Source organism: Paenibacillus thalictri, assembly GCF_004307995.1.
GTDB lineage: Bacteria > Bacillota > Bacilli > Paenibacillales > NBRC-103111 > Paenibacillus_AF > Paenibacillus_AF thalictri.
In genome coordinates, this window is the sequence record NZ_SIRE01000023.1 from 148,604 (window position 1) to 169,375 (window position 20,772).

Genomic DNA, 20,772 nt, shown 5'->3' on the forward strand with positions numbered 1-20,772 from the left:
AACATACAGGGGGCATTATTTATGCAATTTACCGAAACGGGAAGTCCAGCATACCGGCGTATTCTCATGAGTATGCTTCTCGGCAGTCTGGTAACGTTCGCCATCTTATACAGTCCGCAAACGCTGATCGCTACCTTTGCGCAGCAATTTCAAATCCCGCCGTCCACGGCAAGTCTGATTATTTCGTTTGCTACGGTGACGCTCGCGGTCAGCATGCTGTTCGTATCCATGCTCTCCAACGCTTGGGGCCGTAAAAAGATGATGGCTTTGTCGCTGTTTATCACATCCGTGCTGGCGATTATATCTTCATTCAGCTGGAATTTTCATATTCTGCTTGCCGTCAGGCTGCTTGAAGGGATTAGTTTGGCGGGTTTTCCGGCCATTGCGATGACCTACTTGAGCGAAGAAATTTCGCCGCGCAGCATCGGCAGGGTGATGGGTGTCTATGTCGGAGGTACCGCCATCGGCGGGTTTGCAGGCCGCGTCATTATCAGTGCATTCACCGATCTGTTCTCTTGGCAGGTGGCGTTTCTTGTTCTCGGGCTGGTAAGCTTGGTGTGCAGCAGCATCTTCTGGTATTATTTGCCGGAGTCGAGAAATTTCCGGAGGTCGGAAATTTCCTTTCAGCGGTGGCTGTCGGGCTTTAGAATCGGCTTTACGAATAAGCGGCTGCTGGGCCTGTACGGCTGCGGCTTCTTGCTTCTGGGCGTCTATGTGACGATGTTCAACTATATCAGCTACCCGCTGTCCAAGCCGCCTTACGAGCTGAGCCAAACTTGGATCGGACTGTTGTTCATCTTCCAACTGGTGGGATCGTGGAGTTCGTTTATGTTCGGGAAATGGACCGAGCGATATTCGCGCGTAACGCTGATGATCTGGGCGATTATCATGCTGCTTGGCGGCGCGATCATTACGCTGCTCGGCAACTTATTGCTGCTGGTAGTGGGCATTACCGTATTTGCTCTCGGTTTTTTCGCCGGGCATACGATAGCCAGCGGCTGGATCGGCGCCATCAGCCCGCCGGGCGGCAAAGCCTACGCTTCTTCCTTATATCTGCTCTTCTATTATACCGGATCCAGCCTGGTCGGTTGGCTGGGAGGACTGTTTCTGGCCTCGCTTGGCTGGTCCGGCGTCATCTTGATGATTGGCGGACTGGTGCTGCTGGTGGCGGCGCTGCTGCTGCAAATCGCCCGGCCGCAGCCGGCGCAGGCTAATAGTTAAGCGCAAAACGATGCTCGCCGCTTTATAGCCTCCCAGACCGACCACGCCAGCCAGCTCTCGCCTTCTTCGAGCCGTCCGGTCAATGATGCATGCTGCGGTATTGCTCCGGGGTCGAGCCGACCGCTTTGACGAACGCCCGGTAAAATTGGCTGGGACTGGAGAATCCCAGGTTGCAGCTGACGTCCGTGATAGACGAGTTCGTTTGTCGGAGCAGTCTCCTGGCCTCTTCCATCCGCAAACGCAATACATATTGATAAGGAGTAACCCTGGTTGCCGACTTAAACGAGCGGATAAAATGAAATCGGCTCTGTAAGGCGATCGAGGCCAACTCATCGATATGAATATCGTCCGTATAATGCGCATGAATATATTCAAGCGTTTGCCGGATGAACGGGTCGGAGCAGGACACGGTCAAAGGAGATGCCGCACCCGTCTTATGCTTATGGCTCCCCGACAACGAACTGAACAAGTAATACAGCACTTGCGTCTCCGTCTCTTCTTGCGCCAGCCGGTCCGCTTGGTCACATGCAAGCAGCTCGCCCATCCAACGGCGAAACATCGCATTCACCGAGGCGGGATCGAACTGCTGGCGCGGGGAAAATTCGAGCTGCTCATGTTTGGCCAGCTCCTTTAAGCTTTTTTGGCCAACTTTAAAAATAAGCACTTCCGCTTCGGCGCCGATGTTGAAAAAATGGTTTTCTTGGGGGTGCTGTACAAGCCCCCCGCCTTCGGCCAGCGCGTATTGCTTTTCTTCTTGCGTTAAGAAACAAGTCCCGCAGATCGGGACGGTAATTTGAAACTCATTTTCATGGGCGTGCGGAAGGTTGACATACTCCCCGCCTATCCGCCATAATTCCAGCTGTGGAGTCGTTATTTGTACGATCATATGCAATCACCTGGATTCATTATAGCAAATATTGCTCTCTTACAGGGCAATAATCGCGAAGACAGCGCGCCTTGTTGTTCTTTATGATGAAGAACAAAAAAGAAAAAGGTGATGTGCATGTCTTCAACCGCAACCGCGGCAACGACCGTCAAGCAAACCGCAACGGTCATGCTCGTCGGCGTCAGCCTCGCTCACTTGCTGAACGATGCGATGCAGTCGGTCGTACCCGCCGTATTTCCGCTTTTTCAACAGTCGATGAAACTGAGCTTCGCCCAAATCGGCTGGGTCGCCTTTACGCTGAACATAACGGCTTCCGTGCTGCAGCCCTTGATCGGCGCTTATACCGACCGCAAGCCGATGCCCATTCTGCTGCCCTTGGGCATGGTCTTTACGCTGCTAGGGATGGCCGGGTTGGCTTTTGCCTCAAGTCTGGCCATGCTCATCTTCTCCGCAGCCTTGATCGGCGTCGGCTCCTCGGTGCTGCACCCGGAATCGTCGCGTGTAGCTCATCTCTCCGCAGGGAAAGGCAGAGGGCTCGCACAGTCGATCTTCCAAGTGGGCGGCAATACCGGCCAGGCGCTGGCGCCGCTGCTGGTGGCATTTGTCATCACACCGCAGGGGCAGCTCGGGTTTCTCTGGTTTACGCTGCTGGCCATTGCCGGCATCGTCATTCAGTCTTACATCGGCAGATGGTATGGCCGGCAGGTCCGGCTGGAATCCAGGCCGCAGCGGCGGGCGGCGAGCAGCGATGATACGCTAAGTAAACGGTTCGTCGCTTTTGTAATCGGCGTGCTGCTCGTGCTGCTGTTTTCCAAATTTGTTTATTTAGCCAGCATGACCGGTTATTATGCGTTTTATTTCATGGAGCGCTACCAGCTGCCGCTGGAGAAAGCCCAGCTGTCGCTGTTTGCGCTGCAATTCGCCGGCATGCTCGGAACACTGCTGGGCGGGCCGCTGGCCGACCGTTTCGGACGCAAAAAAATCATCTGGTTTTCGATCCTCGGTACGGCGCCGTTTTCGATTTGGCTGCCTTACGCGGGCCCGGTCGGTTCGATGCTGTTATGTTTGGCGATCGGCATCATCCTGATGTCCGGTTTTTCCGTCATCATCGTTTATGCTCAAGAGATGCTGCCCGGCAAGGTAGGAACGATCGCCGGACTGTTCTTCGGGCTTTCCTTTGGTATGGCAGGGCTCGGTTCAGTGCTGCTCGGCTGGCTGATCGACCAGACCACCGTGGCTTACGTCATTCATATATGCGCCTATCTGCCGCTGCTCGGATTATTTGCATTTTTACTTCCCAAAGACGCCAAGCTGATGCGGCAATCGGGCGTATAAAGCAGATCGCCGCAACCTACGCCGGCACTGCGCCATTCCTTGTACAGAAACGGAGAGGAACTAGTTGGAACACAATGTCGATATCATCATCGATTTGCAAAATGTCAGTTGGAGACGCGAGCAAAAGCTGCTGCTCAACAACGTCAACTGGACGGTGCGCCGCGGCGAGCATTGGGCGCTGTTGGGCCTGAACGGTTCCGGCAAAACCACGCTGCTGAACATGATCAACGGTTACCTCTGGCCGACAGAGGGTAAAATATCGGTGCTCGCAAACAAGTTCGGAGAAATTGATTTGCGCGAGCTGCGGCAATCCATCGGTTGGGTCAGTTCCTCGCTTCAAGAGAAGTTGTACGCCAGCGACAAGACGCAATATATCGTGATCAGCGGCAAATTCGCCACGATCGGCTTGTACGAAAAGCCAACCGACGAAGATTACGAGTTTGCCCGCGATTTGATGGGGCTGCTCGGATGCGGGCATCTGTGGGACCGCGAATACCGGACGTGCTCGCAAGGGGAAAAGCAAAAAATACTGATCGCCCGGGCGCTGATGGCCAAGCCCCGCCTACTTATCTTGGATGAACCCTGCAACGGGCTCGACCTGTTCTCGCGGGAAAAGCTGCTGTCGGCCATCGAAGACATCGCTGCGCAAGAGGACATGCCAACGCTGATTTACGTAACGCACCACACCGAGGAAATATTGCCTGTGTTTAATCGGGCGCTGCTGCTGCGGCGCGGCGAGGTGTTCGCCCAAGGCGAAACGGCGGCCATCATGAATTCGGCGACGCTCAGCGCCTTCTTCGAAGCCGATGTGCTTGTCGACACGCATGGCCAGCGCGCATTTGTACGGCTCGCTGATCACGAAGGTTGATCGCTGAGCGGCGGATAGCTGCGGACTGCGGCGGGATAGCGCATAGGTGGCGGGATGGCGCGCGGGCAGCCATTCATCCGTTACTTCAGCTCTCGCCGAAGTATTGAAGCTAGATCGCATAGGACAATCATCAAGAGCCTTAAAGAGATTTTATAAGGACAAAACAAGCGGAGCCGCCTTCATCAGGCGGCTCTTTTATTGCGCCTAAAACGCCATCTGAAGTCCGTTCTAATAAATCGCTCCGGAATTAACTTTACTATTAGCAAGCCGCTATCCGATTAAGGTTTTCAAGCGTGAGGACATGCGTATGAAATAATACAATTGCAGGAAACCCTAGTTCTAATATAATTATGTATATTATAAATGACTCACTTTACGGGGAGACAAGCTTATGGATATCCGCTCCATCCTGAATGCTGCATGGTCAAAAAGCAAACCCAAAGGCAACTATTACCGTAAGAGTCTTATTTTCGTATTGATCATAACGAGCCTGCCGACAGCGGTTATTGCGATCAGCACCTATTTTATCGGCATGCAGCAGATGGAAAAAGAAGTGTATCATAAAAATCAGTATCAGCTCGAGCAAGTATTCAGCAGGCTGGAGGAGCAATTCTCGCAGCTTGAGATGACCATAGACAAAGGAACGTTCAACCCGAGCCTGGACGAAAAACTGAGAGATGCCAATTTTGTTGATGAATATATGGCGATGCTGGAGGTTTATCAGGTGCTGGGCGTGCTGCAAAGCTCCAGTCCGATGATCGCTCGCATCGACCTGTATTTGAAAAACCAGCAGCTGCTTGTATCCAACGACCGAGGGCTTATTTCCTTGGAGGAAGAGCCGAACAGCGCTGCTTACGATACGCTGCTGAATGGCCCGGACATGATTTCTTGGGGGAATACCGAGCAGTATTACACGAAGGAGAAAGCGTTATTCCCCTTAGTGCTTATTCATAAAGTGCCTATTATCAGCACGCGGCCTTTTGGCGCCTTGCTTGTTTATTTGAATAAAAGCATGATCGCCAAACAAATGACGCAGCTGAACCCATATGAAAACGGGATTTCGTTTATTAGCAAGGCAAATGGCGAATGGATCGCCTCCAGCAAAGACGAATCCGCCCACAAGCAGGCACTGAAGGAAATGATCCGCGATAAAATGGTGAAAATGGAAAGCGCTTCAGATTCCTTCGTCGTGAAATGGGAGGGGCAGGAGTATTCGGTTGCTTACGCGACGTTTTCGCGGACAGGCTGGCGATATATGATCGCCACACCGTTATCGCAGCTGATGGCGCCGATTTCCCTTACGTCCAAGCTGATGCTCGGGGTCAGTGCCATGGGGCTTGTGATCGCTGCCTTTTTATCCTGGTTCGCGTCAAGAAGAATGTACCGTCCGATCCACCGGCTCGTGCAAATGTTCAGCGATGCCAGCGGCAGCAAACCGGCGGAGGAAGACCGCTCCGACGAAATTCAATATATCGAAAACAAGTGGCTTAACGTTACCCGCGAAAGCCGGCTGATCCAATCCTTGCTTGACGAGAACAGAAGCAGCATGAAGCAGGCATTTCTCCTTCAGCTCATCCAGGGGCATTTGTACTTTTTCTCCGAAGCGGAGCTGCGGGATCAGATGAACGAGCATGGCTGGGATACGGAGGATAAGACGTTTGCGCTGCTGCTGATCCAGCTTTCTCCGTTTGCCGAGACGAAGAGACGGTTTGTCGAAGGGGACGAGCAGTTGGTTACGTTTGCGGCTGCAAACATCATTGAAGAGCTTGCGGCGGATAACGGCAATATGAAGGTGATTAACCTGCACAACTTAACCGTTTCCTTATTCGTATCGTTCGAGCGGGATAAGGACAAGGAGCAAATACGCAGCGAAATTTACGCTTTTTCCGGCGAAATCATCAAGATGATCGCCAAATTAATGGGTGTGCATGTTTCCATCGGCATCAGCAAGCAGGTCGATCAAATCAGGCAGCTGCCCAAAGCGTTCGATGAGGTGAAGCAGTGCCTGCATTTCCGCAGCATTGGAGAGCAGGGACAAATTTTAAACGTGGAGGATTTTATCCCCGAGTTTAAAGAAATACTTGATTACCCGTTCCGGCAGGAGAAAGAATTAATCCAAGCGATTCAGATGGGAACAGAAGAACAGGCGATCCAGCAGTGGACACTGTTTCTGCAGGCCTTGAAGATGAACACCGATAAAGCTTTTCTGATGAAGCAGTATATCGCCCAACTGCTGGGCAGCGTCATTCGGGAAATGATGCAGCTGGGAGTAAATCCTTCTTCGGTCAATCCCGGCATTAACCTGTACGATCAGCTGTTTGGGCTGTTAGAAACGGATGGAATCAACAAATGGTTTATAGGTAAAGTGATTCGCCCCTTCATTAAGACGCTCACCGAAAAGCAGGGTATCGAGATGAAGAAAATAATCCGCAATGTTAAGGAAATCATTGAGCAGGAATACATGAACGATATTTCCTTGGAAATCATATCCGACCGGATCGGCATGCTGCCGAAGCGGCTTAGCGCTGTTTTCGTTCAAGTGACCGGCCAAAACTTTATCGATTACGTAACGGAAATCCGGCTGGAGAAGTCCAAAGAGCTGCTGCGCGGCACCGATTGGAAGGTCAATGATATTGCCGCCAAAGTAGGCTATCAGGCTTCATATTTCAATAAAGTGTTCAAAAAAACCGAGGGCATGACGCCTGGAGAATATCGGGAATCGGCCGGGTCCGGGATGCATTAGGCTTCCGGCCTTATTTTTTTGCCATTGTACTATATCCGCAGGCGCTCCGGTGAAAAAGAACAATGCCAGTCAACGCTCACAGGAAATTGTACGATTGAAGGCAACAATGGCGCGGCGTATAGTGGGGACATTCATCGCACCCGATTTAGTACAGGCGGAATTCGACACAAAGGAGGGGATCCAATATGAAATCGGTACAGCAAGTATCTATGTCAGAAATGAAACCGGCAGCGGTGAAAAAAAGCGTGTTTCAACTATCGATGAAGGAGCTGATGAGAGACAGATACTTGTATTTGCTGGCCTTGCCCGGCGCTTTATATTTCCTGATATTCAAGTACATCCCCATGGGCGGCATTCTGATTGCATTTCAGGAATACTCCCCGTTTCAAGGCTTTTTCCACAGCAAGTGGGTTGGATTTGATCAGTTTGAACGTTTTTTCACCGGCAATGATTTCTTCCTGCTATTCAGAAACACGATGATGATCAGTCTGCTTAATCTGGTGTTTTTTTTCCCGGTACCGATTGCGCTATCTCTTCTTCTCAATGAAGCGCGCAATTTGAAATTCAAATCGGCAATCCAAAGCATCGTCTACCTGCCGCACTTCTTCTCCTGGGTCATTATTGCGGGAATGACGTTCCTGCTCTTCTCCCAAACCGGAGGGATTGTCAACAGCTTGCTCGTGCAGATGGGATTTGGCAAAATCGATTTCCTCACCAATCCGAACTATTTCTGGGTTATGCTGACCATTCAGTCGATTTGGAAGGAGGCCGGCTGGGGAACGGTCATTTTCCTCGCGGCCATCGCCGGAGCCGATCCTGCTTTATATGAAGCGGCAAAAATGGACGGAGCCAACCGGCTTCAGCAAATGTGGCACATCACGCTGCCTGCGATTAAAAATGTGATCATCACACTGCTTATTTTGCGGCTCGGACAGGTTATGGACGTAGGTTTCGAACAAGTATATTTGATGACCAACAGCGCGGTGTCCAGCGTATCGGACGTATTTGAAACCTACGTGTTCCGGATGGGCGTCCAAAACGGCCAGTTCAGCTTTACGACCGCGGTAGGCTTGTTCAAATCGGTTGTCGGCCTCATTTTGGTTATGGGGACCAACCATCTGGCTAAAAAATTCGGCGAAAACGGCTTATATTAAGGAGGCGGCTTATGACCCGAAACTTAAAGGGAACTTCACTTGATGCAATCATCACAGCGCTGCTTCTGCTGGCCGGTATCGCCACTTTACTGCCTTTCCTGTATGTCGTATTCGTTTCGTTCTCCTCGCCATCCGAATACATCAGGAAAGCGGGAGCATTTCTGATTCCGTCCGAATGGACTTTGGTTAACTATCAATACCTGCTGTCCACCGGCGCTTTTATACGAGCGGGCGGCAACAGCGCCTTTCTCGCCATTGTCGGCACGCTGCTCAGCCTGGCCGTCACCTCGAGCTTTGCGTATTCGCTTTCCAGAAGAAGGTTGAAGGGCCGCAAGGTGCTGCTTGTGCTCGTGCTCGTATCCATTCTGTTTAATCCGGGGATCATTCCTCCGTATCTTGTCGTCAAGAGCTTAGGCCTGATCAACAGCATCTGGGCGTTGATTATTCCGGCTTTAACCAGCGGCTGGTACGTGTTTCTGATGAAAAGCTTTTACGACAGCATCCCTGCGGGATTGGAGGAAGCGGCTAGTATTGACGGCTGCAACGACATGGGGATTTGGGTGAAAATTATTTTGCCGCTGTCGCTTCCATCGCTGGCTGCCTTCGGCCTGTTCTATGCGGTAAGCTATTGGAATGTGTTCTTTCATGCGATCTTGTACATTAACAATTTCGAAAAATGGCCGCTGCAGGTGCTGCTTCAGAATATGCTCATTGACTCTTCGACCAGCGCGGGCGGCGATTTGGCTCAGCAAATATCCTCGGAGCGGGAGATGCCGAAGGAAACGTTAAAGATGGCGGCAGTCGTCATTGCGACCGTACCGATCGTCTTAGTGTATCCGTTCCTGCAAAAGCATTTTGCCAAAGGCGTCATGGTTGGCTCTGTAAAAGAATAGGCAGTCCGGTGGTTCCATTCGATAAGGAGGGTTTATACATGGTATTGTCCAAAAAAGCAGTGATGAAAGCGATTCCGATGACAGCGGCGGCGGCGCTGCTGTTGACTTCAGCGGCATGCGGAGATAAAGGGAGCTCGCCCGGCGGCGGCACTACGGCAGCTAAAAAAGAAGCTCCGACGGAAATTAGCATCATGTCGATCTTTTACTCACAGGAGCCGCCTGGAGAAGATAACGTCATATTGAAGGAAATCGAAAAGCGGACGAATACGAAGCTGAAAATCACATGGGTGTCGCCGAACAATTATACCGACAAGCTGAATGTTACGTTAGCATCGGGCGATTTGCCGGATATGATCTTGTCGGACAATCCACTCAAGTCGCCGCTTGTAAAAAACATGGCGATGCAGGGCGCATTCTGGGATTTGACCAGCATGTACAAAAACTATCCGAATCTGTCCAAGTTTCCGGAGCTGACGTGGAAAAACCTGGCCTTCGGTGACGGTAAGGTGTATGGTATTCCGCGCGTACGGCCGGTGTACGGTCAAGCCGGGCTCAACATTCGCAGAGACTGGCTGGATAAGCTGGGTCTGAAGATGCCGACCACTACCGACGAGCTGTATGAAGTGTTAAAGGCGTTCGCGCAGAAAGACCCAGACGGCAACGGTAAAGCGGACACGTACGGTCTGTTGAACTACATCAATACGAGCGATCTTGGCAACTACGGCATGTTTGAGGTCGCCTTCAACAAGACGGTGGGAGACTGGAAGCTGGAGAACGGCAAGCTCGTTCCAATCGTTTTCCTGCCGACCGAGAAAGAAGCGCTGCTGTATCTGAACAAGCTGTACGTCGATAAAATCATTCCGGAGGATTTCAGCATTCTGAAACAGACGCAAGTGCTCGATATGATCAAGGCGGGCAAGGGCGGAGCAAACTCGGTACCGCTGGACCAGGCATGGGAAGTGACGGCAGAGCTGAGAAAGCAGAAGCCGGACGCTTATTTGGAGCCTGTAGTATCGCTCAATAATACAACGACGGCGGACGCAGGTTCGTTCGGGATGTTTATGATTCCGAAGAAGGTGTCCGAAGCGAAGGTCAAGAAAATATTGGAGTTTATGGATTACGGCGCATCTGACGAAGGCTCCGACCTGGCCAACTATGGCATTAAGGATGTCCATTTCAAAGAAGAAAACGGCTTTAAAATCCCTACGGAGCAGGCTGTGAAGGACAACGTGTCGCAGCAGGCGCTGGGGCAAATCTTCCTGAAATACGATAAATACATGAAGGCTTACAAGCCGGGCATTCCGCGGGAATATTACGACAAGCATACCAAGATTGTGGATGAAAGAACGAAGGTTGCAGTGTTGGATCCGTCGATCGGTGTCGACTCCGAAACGTGGATTAAATTTTGGCCGGAATTCCAGAAGAAAATTATCGATATGAAAGTGAAGATCATTATGGGCAAGGAGGCTCCTGCAAGCTGGGATAAATTCGTTGAGCAGCTGAAGGCGGATGCTAACTTGAACAAAATCATTCAAGAAATGAACGATGCTTACGTGAAGAAAAACGGCGGTAAATAACAAATAAAAAATATGATAGGAGTGTGCTGTGATGAGCGCAAATGTAAAGCTTGCTTTCACGACATTAGGCTGTCCGGACTGGCCTCTGCAAACGATTATCGACAATTCGCTTCAATATGGCTTTGACGCCATTGATTTTCGCGGATTGACCGGGGAAATGAACATTTACAAGCTTCCTGAGTTTTCCGACCGCGTATCGGAGACGAAGAGCAAAATTTCCGACGCCGGTCTGTACGTTTCCTGCTTCTCCAGCTCGGTGCACCTGATTTCCGAGGAGAAGTTCGCGCAAAATTTGGAGGAAGTGACACAGTATTCGAAGCTATGCGAGGCTTTCGGAACACGCTACATCCGCGTATTTGGCGGTAAAGTCGGGGATACGAACCGTCAGCAGGCGGTGCAGACTGCGGTCAAGCAAGCTAGTATCCTCGGAAAAATCGCTAAGGAGCATGGTGCGAAAATTTTGCTGGAAACCCATGATGATTGGATGGCAGGCGCCGATGTGAGAGCGGTTATGGAGCAGGTTGATCCTGCCGCTGTGGGCGTGCTGTGGGACGTGCATCACCCATACCGGGTGATTGGCGAACAGCCGGAGCAAACATGGAACGCGCTGGGCCAGTGGATTGAGTACACGCACGTGAAGGATTCACGGGCTGGAGACGCTCCGGGCGAGTTCCATTATTGCCTGAACGGCGAAGGCGATATTCCGCTGAACAGCATTGTAGAGCTTCTCCTGCGCAAAGGATATCAAGGTCACTTCACGCTGGAATGGGAGAAGAAGTGGCATCCAGAATTGGATCCGGCTGAAATCGCCTTCCCGCAATACGTTCAATACATGAGAACGCTAACGGAGGGTATCAGCCTATGAGTAAAATTCGAGTTGCCATTATCGGTCAAGGCCGCAGCGGCCGCGACATTCATGCATTTTCCTTAGGACAAATGAAGGATCGCTACGAAATCGTTGCGATCGCCGATCAGCTGGAGGAGAGACGCGTCCGGGCGCAGAAGGAGCTGGGTTGCGACGTATACAGCGATCATAGAGAGTTTTATGGCAGAACGGATATCGATCTGGTGATCAACGCTTCGCCGAGCCATTTGCATTTTCCGGTAACGAAGGAGCTGCTGGAGAACGGATTTAACGTATTGTGCGAGAAGCCGCTGGCCAAAACGGCTGAAGAGGTCGATGTGCTGATTCAAATGGCTGAACGCACCGGCAAGCTGCTTGCTGTTTATCAGCAGTCTCGTTATGCTCCCGCCTTCCAAAAAATCCGCGAGATCATTGAAGCGGGAACGATCGGCCGGGTGGTGCAGGTCAGCATCGCATACAACAATTTTGCCCGCAGATGGGACTGGCAGACGCTGAAGGCGAACAACGGCGGCAACCTGCTGAACACCGGCCCGCATCCGGTCGATCAGGCGCTGCAGTTTTTCGGCACCGACATGATGCCGCAGGTGACCTGCATTATGGACCGCGCCAATACGGCCGGCGATGCGGAGGATTTCGTCAAGCTGCTGCTGCATGGCAAAGGGCGTCCGGTTGTTGACGTGGAAATTTCGTCCTGCTGCGCGTATCCAAGCTTTACTTACAACATCCAAGGGACAAACGGCGGGATTAAAGGAAGCACGACTCACCTGGACTGGAAATATTTCAAATCGGAGGAAGCCGGCGAGCTGAAGCTTATCACGACGCCGCTGGTCAATTCGAACGAAGAGCCGGCCTATTGCCGCGAGGAGCTCACATGGTACGAGGACAGCTGGGATATTCCGGACGAAGCCGGCAAGCACTTGTTCCATGCGATGGCGCAAAGATTTTACTCCATGCTGTATAACACGATCAAAGAAGGCCAGGCGCTGGAAATCACGCCTCAGCATGTGCGGCAGCAAATTGCCGTGATGGAAGAGTGCCATCGCCAAAACAGCTAGTAGCACGATCCGGAATTTCAGTTAATATGGCTAACGGACAAGGCTTACCGTCAGTACTCTGACTTTGCGATTTCATCTGGACAGATGAGATGGCCTCCGAACGGCAGTTCTGAAGACCATTAACCTACGAACCGTCACGGCCCAATGCTGACGGACAGGAGCGCGCTTATTTGGCAAAAAAGTCGATTTTTGCTTTTTTAACGGACAGAGACGCGCTTATTCGCTCAAAAAGTCAGGGCAATCACAGTTGATAAGCAAAATAAGGACACTGGTGTCCATTACGCTTGGGAAACCTCTGATTTTGTTTAAATTGCGGCGCTCATGTCCGTAAGAGAGGTGGGGAGGCTGACCTCATATTGGCATGTGCGCAATGAATGATCAGGTCATGTCCGTTTAGAGGGGGCAGTGGGCTATGCGCAATGAATTAAAAGTCCCCGAGCGAGCTCCGTTAAAGCGAATCAGGCGTAACCGTCCATCAACTATCTGAATGGTAACGTTAAATCAGGATCGATCTACTAGTGCGTCGAATCTCAAATAATCCATTGATTGAGCCCAAAGATTTATAGGGTCTACTTGAGGGCGATCCAACGGCAAGAGTTGGCTAATGACCATGTTGTTGACACCATTCGTTGATTCCATGACCAAGCGGAGCCGCCTTCACTAGGCGGCTCTTTTATTGCGCCTCAAACACCATCTGAAGTCCGTTCTAGGTGGGAAACAGACCGTTGACACCTGCCCCCCACTGCAATAGAATGTATTAATATTCCCTACATTGAATAATAATACATTATAGACGAGGTGACGCTGTGAATCATTTCTTGTCTTTAAAGGAATTGGACCAAGATACCCTACAGTCCATCATCGTTCAGGGGATTGAGATAAAAAAGAACCCCAGAAAGCATGATCATGCTTGTGAAGGAAAAGGTCTTCTCATGTTATTCCAAAAGACATCAACAAGAACAAACTTATCTTTTCAGTCGGGAATCAATCAACTGGGGGGATATTCTGTTACGATGGATTGGGACTCAAGCAATTTCAGTATCTCTCCGATTCAGTATGAGGTTCAATATGCATCAAGGAACTGCGATGTCATCATGGCGAGATTAAAGAAACATTCGGATCTGCTTGAATTAGCTAAATACTCGAAAGTCCCCGTAATCAATGGATGCTGCGATACCTATCACCCGTGTCAAGCATTAGCAGACTTAATGACCGTTTATGAAATATCGGGAACATTTTCGGGAGTCACCATCACTTATGTCGGTATACATAACAATGTAGCGAATTCATTGATAGCAGGCTGCATTACTTTAGGGGTCAAGCTTTTGCTAGTAACTCCTATAATTAACACGCCTTCATGGGATGAAGAGCTGATGCGGACTGCATACCAAAGCGGTTGCGTGGAAAATGTAACCAGTTTGTCCGAAGCTGTTTCCAGATCTGATTTTGTTTATACCGATACTTGGGTCGATATGGAGTTTTTCCACGAGAGCCATTATCAAGATGAAAAGAATCGAAGAATTAACATCATGTCACCTTTCCAGTTGAACAGGGAAAACCTCAAAGGACACTCACCTTATATCATGCATGATATGCCTATTCATCCCGGATACGAGATTGAAGAAGAACTCATCGAATCTGACAGATCGATTATATATCAACAAGCCGAAAACAGGATGCACGCACAAAAGTCGCTGCTGCTATACTTGCTGAACAACTAAATACAGGTTGGATGAGCCCCCTGTCTCGAAGGAACTCCCGTTAAGACAACCACTTTAAGGGATGGAACGAATCGCGGACCTAACCTAATCTTCACGGGGCTTACTATGCCAAAAAAGACCCGGCGGTATTGAACTGCACCTCCAATGGTTAGCTCGTGTCTAACCATTGGCGTGCAGTTCCTGCTCCGCCAGGTCTTTATTGTGTACACCTGATGCTGCTCAAGCTAGCTCAACTAGCTCGCTATTCCAGCTCGTGAAATGCCCTCCGGCCTTTGGCAGCGGTACCCGCCAAATAAAGCTGCCCTTTCCCCGTCACCGCTTCGCGAACGCCGTCCAGCTGAGGATTGACGTAACGGGCGAACCATTCCTCCAGCTCGGCTCGAAGCTGCGTTTCGATATCCTGAAACGATTTCCGGCCGGCTTTGTTGTCCGTCTCGCCCGGATCGCCGCTTAAGTCGTATAGCTCATGCGGGCCGTAAGGATAACGATGCACGTATTTCCAGCTCTTGGTCCGCACCATCCGCACCGGTCCGTATTCATCGTACACAACGACCGGCCGGCCCGTTTCGGAGGAGGCGTCCTCTTGTGTCCGCAGCGCAGCAGCCTCCTCTTCCGCCGTCAATCCGGCGAAAGAGCGGCCCGGAAGAGATACCGCATCCGGCTGCGGGAGGCCGGCGTATTCCAGCAACGTCGGCATCACGTCGTAGCCGCTGAGCAGTTCGCCGCACACCATCCCTGCGGCCGATCGGCCCGGGTGGCTCCATATAAACGGCACCTTGACCGACGTATCGTACATGTTCTGCGGAAACGTGCCGTTGCCTTTGCCCCAGATGCCGTGATGTCCGCAGTTGAAGCCGTTGTCGCTGGTGAAGACGATCAGCGTCCGCTCCCGCAGGCCAAGCTGCTCAAGCCGGTTCGCAATGCGCCCGATCTGCTCGTCCATAGCGGTCACTGCCGCGAAATATCCTTGCAGGTTATCGCGGGTGCGCGTCCTGACATCTGCAGGCACCGTGCTGGGCAGGCTCCACGGATGCGGCGGCTCCTGCGGGCACGAGGCAAACGCGCAGTCATTGTACGAATCGACAATATGCTGCGGATGGTTATCGATCCACGGACTATGCGGTGCCGTGTAGTGAACGCTTAAATAAAACGGCGCAGCGCCACCGGCATGAGCATCCAGAAACTCCAGCGCATCATCTGTAATTGCCTCGGTTACGTATCCCGGCTCCGTTACCGGCACACCATCACGAATCATCGGCGCGCCGTAATAATTGCCGCCCCCCGTCTGATGCGCATACCAGTGGCTGAACCCCTTCTGCGGCTTCAAGCTGTCGCCCAGATGCCACTTGCCACTTAAGCCGCATATGTAGCCATGCTCGGCCATAATATCCGTATACGCCGTCTGGCCTTGCAAATATTCCACCGCTTCCGGCCCCGTATTGCCTTCGCGAATCCAGTCGTGCACGCCGTGCTGCGACGGTATGCGGCCTGTCAGCAGTGAAGCGCGGGCCGGCGAGCAGACCGGCGACGTACAGAAAAAGTTGTCGAAGCGAATGCCTTCCGCCGCAAGCCGATCGAGATGTGGCGTGCGAATCTCGGGATTGCCAGCGCAGCCCATCGCCCACGCACCTTGGTCATCCGCCAATATAAACACAATATTGGGCCTTTCTCCGCCAGCGCCTCCGGTCATAACCGCTCGATCCCCATTCGCACGTATTGCTCAGGCGGAGCGTCATTATCGCGCAATAATGAGGCGATATGCCCCAGCATCCGCTGCTCGACATCCGCATCTTGGATCGGCGCCAGCTGCAACGAATCGCTGGCAAGGTCAAACAGCATCGTACCCAGCTGGCTTGGTCCGTGCGCGCCCGTTCCGGCGATTTTCAGCGTTCTCAGTCCTTTCGTGAAATCGAAAGGCTCCGCCAGCTCCGCCTGCCTCAGTTCGTCGGGGCTGAACCGGCCTCTCATATGTGTCGGCATCAGCGTATAGTTGTACAGCGGCTTGTTGTCTTCGCTAACAGGCCCTCTCATATACACATAACGACCGTCGGTGCAGTTGATATGCCCGCCGTGGATGCCGAAAACCGCCGCCTCCCGCACCGGCTCGTCGGAAACAATCGTATCCTTGAGCGCACGCCCCCTCATATCCTGCGGAATGTCCGCGCCGAAAAACTCCAGCAGCGTTGGCGCCATATCGATCGTCTGCACCAGACTGCCGCGCCGCTCGCCTTTTTTGCCGCAGCGCGGGTCCCATATAAACAGCGGCGTATGCGCCACCTCGTTATAAAACGGCTGCACGCACTTCGCCCACCAATCGTGCTCGCCGAGCAGGAACCCGTGATCCGTATTGACGATCAGCATCGTATCCTTCCACAAATCGAGCTCATCCATCAAATCGAGCACCTTGCCCAAATAAGCGTCGCACATGCTCAGCAATGCGGCATATTCATAGCGAACATGGGAGACTTCCTCCGGCGTTTGTGAAACCCGCTTGTAAGGCGGCCAATCAAAATGTTTGCCCGAGTATTCATGCGGATACAAATCTTTATATTTCTGCGGGGTATGGAACGGCTCATGCGGATCAAACGTCTCCAGCTGCAGGAACCAGCGGTCCTCCTCGCGATTGCGCCGGATAAACTCCAGCCCGCGGGCAAACGTCTGAGCCTGCGGGAAGTCCTCTTCCCGCTCCAACTGCTGCCGGTTGATCCAATCCTGGCGGACAATGCTGCCCCAACTGTGCCCTCCGACTGTTTCCGGCGCCTTCGGGTCCCTTACCTGACCGATCCACGGGTCGCCTTCCTGCCCGCGAATCAGCTCAAACGTATTGTACCGGGTATGATAGGTGGCCCCGCCGTCTTCCCAATAATGCTGGTGGTCGGTCACCAGATGCGTATACACGCCTTGCTGCCGCAGCAGCTCCGGCATCGCATCGTCGAACGGCTCCAGCGGCCCCCAGCTGCGGTGCAGGAAGTTGTGCCTTCCCGTCATCAGCTCTCTGCGCGCAGGCATGCAAGGCATGCTGCCGACATAGCTGTTGTCGAACACGACCGTCCTCTCCGCCAATCTGGCGAAATTCGGGGCATGCGTCCAATCGCAGCCGTAGGGCGGCAGCATGCGCCGGTTCAACGTGTCGAACATAACCATAATCGCTTTCATCGCACCGTTCTCCTTTCGGTTCTACTCTGCGAATTCGTTGGATGTAAAGTTTGCTCTATAACCAATTCCACAAATGTAAGCGTTATCCTTTGACGCTGCTAGATACCAAGCTTTTAATAAACTGCTTCTGGAAGATAAAAAACATCGCAATCAGCGGCAGCGATACGATCAGCGTGGCGGCCATCAGCAGGTTGTACTGAATCCGGTATTCGCCGTTAAACACCTGCAGGCCAAGCTGCACCGTGCGCATCGTTTCGCTGGTCGTATAGATGAGCGGGTGGAAAAAGTCGTTCCAAACCGACACCGTTTTGAAAATACCCAGCGTCGCCATCAGCGGCCCGCTTTGCGGCAAATAAATTTGCAGGAAGGTGCGAAAATATCCCGCTCCATCCATATGCGCCGCATCGTCGAGCGCCCGTGGAAACTGCAGGTAAAACTGCCGAGCCAGGAAAATGCCGAAGGAACCGGACAGCTCCGGAATGACCAAGGCGTAATAAGAATCAAGCCAGCCGGTTCCCCCTTGGCCAAACAGGTCGTTGCCGCCGAACAGCGGGATCGACTTCATGATCAGAAACTGCGGAATGATCGTTACCTGCGGAGGCACCATCAAGCCGATAAGCAGAATGATAAAGAGAACATCCCGGCCTTTAAAGGCCAGCCGCGCAAACGTATACCCGGCCAAGGAGTTAAAAAACAAGCTGCCGATAACGGCCAAGCAGGTCACAACAACGGAATTTTTAAAATAAGTCGCCCAGTCGGTCATCATCATCGCCCGCATGAAATTTTCCGGGTGCCAGTTCATCGGCAATAAATGATTGGTGCCCAGGCTGAATTCCTCATCCCCCTTAAACGATGTGAAGATCATCACCACAAAGGGGAGAACCATCGCCAAGGAGAAGATGGCCAATACGGCGTAGACGGGGACGTAACGGCCCGCTTTTGCTGTCAACAATCGATTCACCCCTTCTTAGTCAAAATCGCTTTCTTTGGATCCGACGGTATAGTTGACGATCGTCACAAGCAAGGTAATAAGCAGCAGCACGATAGCAATCGACGAGGCATACCCCATGCGGTATTCTTGAAAGCTTGCTTTGACGATTTCGTTGACGATGGTCGTTGTCGAGTTAGCAGGTCCGCCGTTTGTCAAAATATACACAAAATCGAATACCTGGAACGAGCGGATCGTCATCGTAATAAACAGGAAAAACGTAATCGGACGCAGCAGCGGGAAAGTAATTTGCACAAATTGCCGTACGCCGGAGGCGCCGTCCATCTCAGCCGCCTCGTATAAATGGTCGGGGATGCCCTGAAGTCCCGCCAAATAAATAATCATCGCATACCCGATTCCCGTCCACACGCCGATCACCATGATCGAACCTAGCGCCGTCTGCGTATCGACCAGCCAATTCCCGCCGCGAAAACCAAGCGCATTCAGCACCGTGTTGACCGGTCCGGCCATCGGATCGAGCAGCCATAACCACGTCATGGCGACAGCGACCGATGAGATGACTCCCGGCAAATAAATCGACGCGCGGAAAAGCGCAATGCCGCGGACTTTCATGTTGAGAAAGTTAGCAAGTATAAGACCTGCCAGCATCGTCGGAATGACAGTGCAAATCCAGTATGCCAGCGTGTTGAGCAGCGCCTTGTGAAAAATCGAGTCCTTCAGTAAAGTCATGTAGTTTTTGACCCCTACCCACTGCCCCGGGTTGAGAATCGTAAAATTGGTGAAGCTGAGGTAAAGCACCCACGCCACCGGCACGAGAATAAACACTACATAAATAAACAAGTTCGGGAAAATGAACACGTACGGAAGCATTCGGTTCCAGCGGATATTCATACGTTCCTCCTGCCGCCAGGCTTATTTGCCGTTTTTGATCTCGTCTCTGGCCTTCTGCGCATTTTCCTTCAGCGCCTGTGCGACCGGTTTCAGTCCGTTGTAGCCTTCCTCGAGCGCAATCCGCAAATATTTGATATTGACGTCCCAATACTTCGAAGCCCCGTATCCTCTGGCGTCATCCATCGCTTTAAAGACGACGGCGTTCTCAGGAGCAGCCTTGACGTATTTGTCCTTCACCGATTTCAGCGGCGGCACAAAGCCGGTTTCAACGCAGAAGTCGTAAATGTTCTTCTGATCAAACCAATATTTGATGAATTTCCACGATTCGTCAGGCGCTTTTGAGCTTTTGGACATCGACAGGAAGGTGCCTAACATCAGCGACGTTTGCTTGCCTGTCGGCCCCTTCGGCGGCAAAGACCAGCCGACCTTATCGGCTCCAACGGCTTTCTGCAGAATCGATACCGACGGCGAGCTGGAGAACGACATCGCCGCCAGGCTGTTCTGGAACGGCGTCCCGTTCAATTGCTGCTGATTGGCCGCAATGATCGCCCCGCTTTTATACAGCTTGACCATTTTCTCCACCAGCTCGATTGATTCCGGAGAATCAAAGGTCGGGCTGCCTTTGTCATCGTAGATGTCTTTACCAAGCATAAGCAGCAGCGAAAAATACGACTGTTCGCCATTGCCGGTCTGGATATCGATACCCGCGCGAACTGTCTTGCCGTCTTTGACGACCTTCAGCTTCTCGGCGTAATCGAATATTTCGTCCAGCGTGGCCGGCGCTTTATCCGGATCAAGCCCCGCTTCCTTAAAGAAATCTTTGCGCCATTCAAGCGGCCTGACTTCCGGCATCAGAATGCCGTATTGTCCTCCATTCCATTCGCCGGCTTTCATGACGCTCGGAAACATATCGTCTTTACCCTGCCAACTGTCGGCCTTAATAAATCGGTTCAAATCCATATACTTGTCTTGATCCACAGTTGAGATGAGCTGGCCGAAACCCAAGCCGTGAACATCCGGCGCAATGCCTCCGGAATACGCAACGGACAGCTTCTGGAAGTAATCTTTCCAAGGGATCGTCGTAAGCTCGATTTTAATGTTGGGATTTTCTTTCTGAAACCCGTCGATCACCTTTTTGGCCGCATTGGTCGTCTGATCGTCGTTGCTCGGATACCAGAACTTCACGGTCGCCTGTTTCCCTCCGGCAGCCGATCCCCCGCCCGCGGCCGGTTTTCCATCCTGCCCTCCTGCCGAACAAGCCGCAAACAGCAAGCTGCTGCTGAGCAGAAGCGCCAAAGGCGCCACTTTGAATCGTTTCATTTTGCTTCCTCCCTCGTATAGTATTTCTTAAAGATTGTTGTTGAGCCAATTTCCAGTACCCTAGGGTACTGGCGGCCACCTTCAAAATTTCCAATTTGATCTTTGAAAAATGAAAAATAAATGAAGATTCTTAAAAGG

Annotated in this window: 16 protein-coding genes; 10 read left to right on the forward strand and 6 right to left on the reverse strand. The window is 51.9% G+C overall.

Annotation, left to right across the window (positions count from 1 at the left end):
- Positions 1 to 21: 21 nt before the first annotated feature.
- Positions 22 to 1,221 (forward strand): MFS transporter, encoded by a 1,200-nt coding sequence (locus EYB31_RS28700; RefSeq protein WP_131016905.1) that lies wholly within the window; start codon positions 22 to 24, stop codon positions 1,219 to 1,221.
- A 79-nt stretch (positions 1,222 to 1,300) separates the two neighbouring features.
- Here EYB31_RS28700 and EYB31_RS28705 read toward each other — a convergent pair whose 3' ends face one another.
- Positions 1,301 to 2,107 carry a helix-turn-helix domain-containing protein gene (locus EYB31_RS28705; protein ID WP_131016906.1) on the reverse strand — a complete coding sequence of 269 codons (807 nt, stop codon included), beginning with the start codon at positions 2,105 to 2,107 and terminating at the stop codon, positions 1,301 to 1,303.
- Between the two features lie 117 nt (positions 2,108 to 2,224).
- Between EYB31_RS28705 and EYB31_RS28710 the strand changes: the two genes are divergently transcribed.
- The 9 genes from EYB31_RS28710 (at position 2,225) to EYB31_RS28750 (ending at position 14,318) form a co-directional block, all read left to right on the forward strand.
- Positions 2,225 to 3,442 carry an MFS transporter gene (locus EYB31_RS28710; protein WP_131016907.1) on the forward strand — a complete coding sequence of 406 codons (1,218 nt, stop codon included), beginning with the start codon at positions 2,225 to 2,227 and terminating at the stop codon, positions 3,440 to 3,442.
- A 64-nt stretch (positions 3,443 to 3,506) separates the two neighbouring features.
- Positions 3,507 to 4,310, forward strand: coding sequence for an ABC transporter ATP-binding protein (locus EYB31_RS28715; RefSeq protein ID WP_240762953.1), 804 nt, complete (start codon positions 3,507 to 3,509; stop codon positions 4,308 to 4,310).
- A gap of 391 nt (positions 4,311 to 4,701) precedes the next feature.
- Positions 4,702 to 7,053, forward strand: coding sequence for a helix-turn-helix domain-containing protein (locus tag EYB31_RS28720; RefSeq protein WP_131016908.1), 2,352 nt, complete (start codon positions 4,702 to 4,704; stop codon positions 7,051 to 7,053).
- A 185-nt stretch (positions 7,054 to 7,238) separates the two neighbouring features.
- On the forward strand, positions 7,239 to 8,207 hold the full coding sequence (locus tag EYB31_RS28725) for an ABC transporter permease (RefSeq protein ID WP_131016909.1): 969 nt from the start codon (positions 7,239 to 7,241) through the stop codon (positions 8,205 to 8,207).
- An 11-nt stretch (positions 8,208 to 8,218) separates the two neighbouring features.
- A complete protein-coding gene (locus tag EYB31_RS28730) occupies positions 8,219 to 9,100 on the forward strand; it encodes a carbohydrate ABC transporter permease (protein WP_131016910.1) in 882 nt (293 codons plus the stop codon).
- Positions 9,101 to 9,138: 38 nt separating this feature from the next.
- Positions 9,139 to 10,677 carry an extracellular solute-binding protein gene (locus EYB31_RS28735; RefSeq protein WP_131016911.1) on the forward strand — a complete coding sequence of 513 codons (1,539 nt, stop codon included), beginning with the start codon at positions 9,139 to 9,141 and terminating at the stop codon, positions 10,675 to 10,677.
- A gap of 31 nt (positions 10,678 to 10,708) precedes the next feature.
- The gene (locus tag EYB31_RS28740; RefSeq protein WP_131016912.1) at positions 10,709 to 11,542 is read left to right on the forward strand and encodes a sugar phosphate isomerase/epimerase family protein; all 834 of its coding nucleotides are present in this window, start codon (positions 10,709 to 10,711) and stop codon (positions 11,540 to 11,542) included.
- Positions 11,539 to 12,597: a Gfo/Idh/MocA family protein gene (locus EYB31_RS28745; protein WP_131016913.1), complete on the forward strand. Its 1,059-nt coding sequence runs from the start codon at positions 11,539 to 11,541 to the stop codon at positions 12,595 to 12,597. The genes EYB31_RS28740 and EYB31_RS28745 overlap by 4 nt, the downstream gene beginning before the upstream one ends.
- A gap of 806 nt (positions 12,598 to 13,403) precedes the next feature.
- Positions 13,404 to 14,318: an ornithine carbamoyltransferase gene (locus EYB31_RS28750; RefSeq protein WP_131016914.1), complete on the forward strand. Its 915-nt coding sequence runs from the start codon at positions 13,404 to 13,406 to the stop codon at positions 14,316 to 14,318.
- 241 nt (positions 14,319 to 14,559) lie between these two features.
- Here EYB31_RS28750 and EYB31_RS28755 read toward each other — a convergent pair whose 3' ends face one another.
- The 5 genes from EYB31_RS28755 to EYB31_RS28775 form a co-directional block, all read right to left on the reverse strand.
- Positions 14,560 to 16,008: a sulfatase family protein gene (locus EYB31_RS28755; protein ID WP_131016915.1), complete on the reverse strand. Its 1,449-nt coding sequence runs from the start codon at positions 16,006 to 16,008 to the stop codon at positions 14,560 to 14,562.
- Positions 16,005 to 17,474, reverse strand: a complete 1,470-nt coding sequence (locus EYB31_RS28760) for a sulfatase (RefSeq protein ID WP_131016916.1) — start codon at positions 17,472 to 17,474, stop codon at positions 16,005 to 16,007. Before EYB31_RS28760 ends, EYB31_RS28755 begins: the two co-directional genes overlap by 4 nt.
- Before the next feature lie 82 nt (positions 17,475 to 17,556).
- Complete coding sequence (locus tag EYB31_RS28765) at positions 17,557 to 18,435, reverse strand: carbohydrate ABC transporter permease (RefSeq protein WP_420819481.1); 879 nt, start codon at positions 18,433 to 18,435, stop codon at positions 17,557 to 17,559.
- A gap of 6 nt (positions 18,436 to 18,441) precedes the next feature.
- Entirely contained in the window at positions 18,442 to 19,314 is an 873-nt protein-coding gene (locus EYB31_RS28770; protein ID WP_131016917.1) for a carbohydrate ABC transporter permease, read from the reverse strand.
- Positions 19,315 to 19,335: 21 nt separating this feature from the next.
- Entirely contained in the window at positions 19,336 to 20,634 is a 1,299-nt protein-coding gene (locus EYB31_RS28775) for an extracellular solute-binding protein (protein ID WP_131016918.1), read from the reverse strand.
- Between the last annotated feature and the right edge of the window lie 138 nt (positions 20,635 to 20,772).

What these genes read in the sequence shown, in the direction of transcription:
- EYB31_RS28700 (WP_131016905.1), top strand. Translation starts at nt 22, where the DNA reads ATGCAATTTACCGAAACGGGAAGTCCAGCATACCGGCGTATTCTCATG.
- EYB31_RS28705 (WP_131016906.1), bottom strand. Translation starts at nt 2,107, where the DNA reads ATGATCGTACAAATAACGACTCCACAGCTGGAATTATGGCGGATAGGC.
- EYB31_RS28710 (WP_131016907.1), top strand. Translation starts at nt 2,225, where the DNA reads ATGTCTTCAACCGCAACCGCGGCAACGACCGTCAAGCAAACCGCAACG.
- EYB31_RS28720 (WP_131016908.1), top strand. Translation starts at nt 4,702, where the DNA reads ATGGATATCCGCTCCATCCTGAATGCTGCATGGTCAAAAAGCAAACCC.
- EYB31_RS28725 (WP_131016909.1), top strand. Translation starts at nt 7,239, where the DNA reads ATGAAATCGGTACAGCAAGTATCTATGTCAGAAATGAAACCGGCAGCG.
- EYB31_RS28730 (WP_131016910.1), top strand. Translation starts at nt 8,219, where the DNA reads ATGACCCGAAACTTAAAGGGAACTTCACTTGATGCAATCATCACAGCG.
- EYB31_RS28735 (WP_131016911.1), top strand. Translation starts at nt 9,139, where the DNA reads ATGGTATTGTCCAAAAAAGCAGTGATGAAAGCGATTCCGATGACAGCG.
- EYB31_RS28740 (WP_131016912.1), top strand. Translation starts at nt 10,709, where the DNA reads ATGAGCGCAAATGTAAAGCTTGCTTTCACGACATTAGGCTGTCCGGAC.
- EYB31_RS28745 (WP_131016913.1), top strand. Translation starts at nt 11,539, where the DNA reads ATGAGTAAAATTCGAGTTGCCATTATCGGTCAAGGCCGCAGCGGCCGC.
- EYB31_RS28755 (WP_131016915.1), bottom strand. Translation starts at nt 16,008, where the DNA reads ATGACCGGAGGCGCTGGCGGAGAAAGGCCCAATATTGTGTTTATATTG.
- EYB31_RS28760 (WP_131016916.1), bottom strand. Translation starts at nt 17,474, where the DNA reads ATGAAAGCGATTATGGTTATGTTCGACACGTTGAACCGGCGCATGCTG.
- EYB31_RS28770 (WP_131016917.1), bottom strand. Translation starts at nt 19,314, where the DNA reads ATGAATATCCGCTGGAACCGAATGCTTCCGTACGTGTTCATTTTCCCG.
- EYB31_RS28775 (WP_131016918.1), bottom strand. Translation starts at nt 20,634, where the DNA reads ATGAAACGATTCAAAGTGGCGCCTTTGGCGCTTCTGCTCAGCAGCAGC.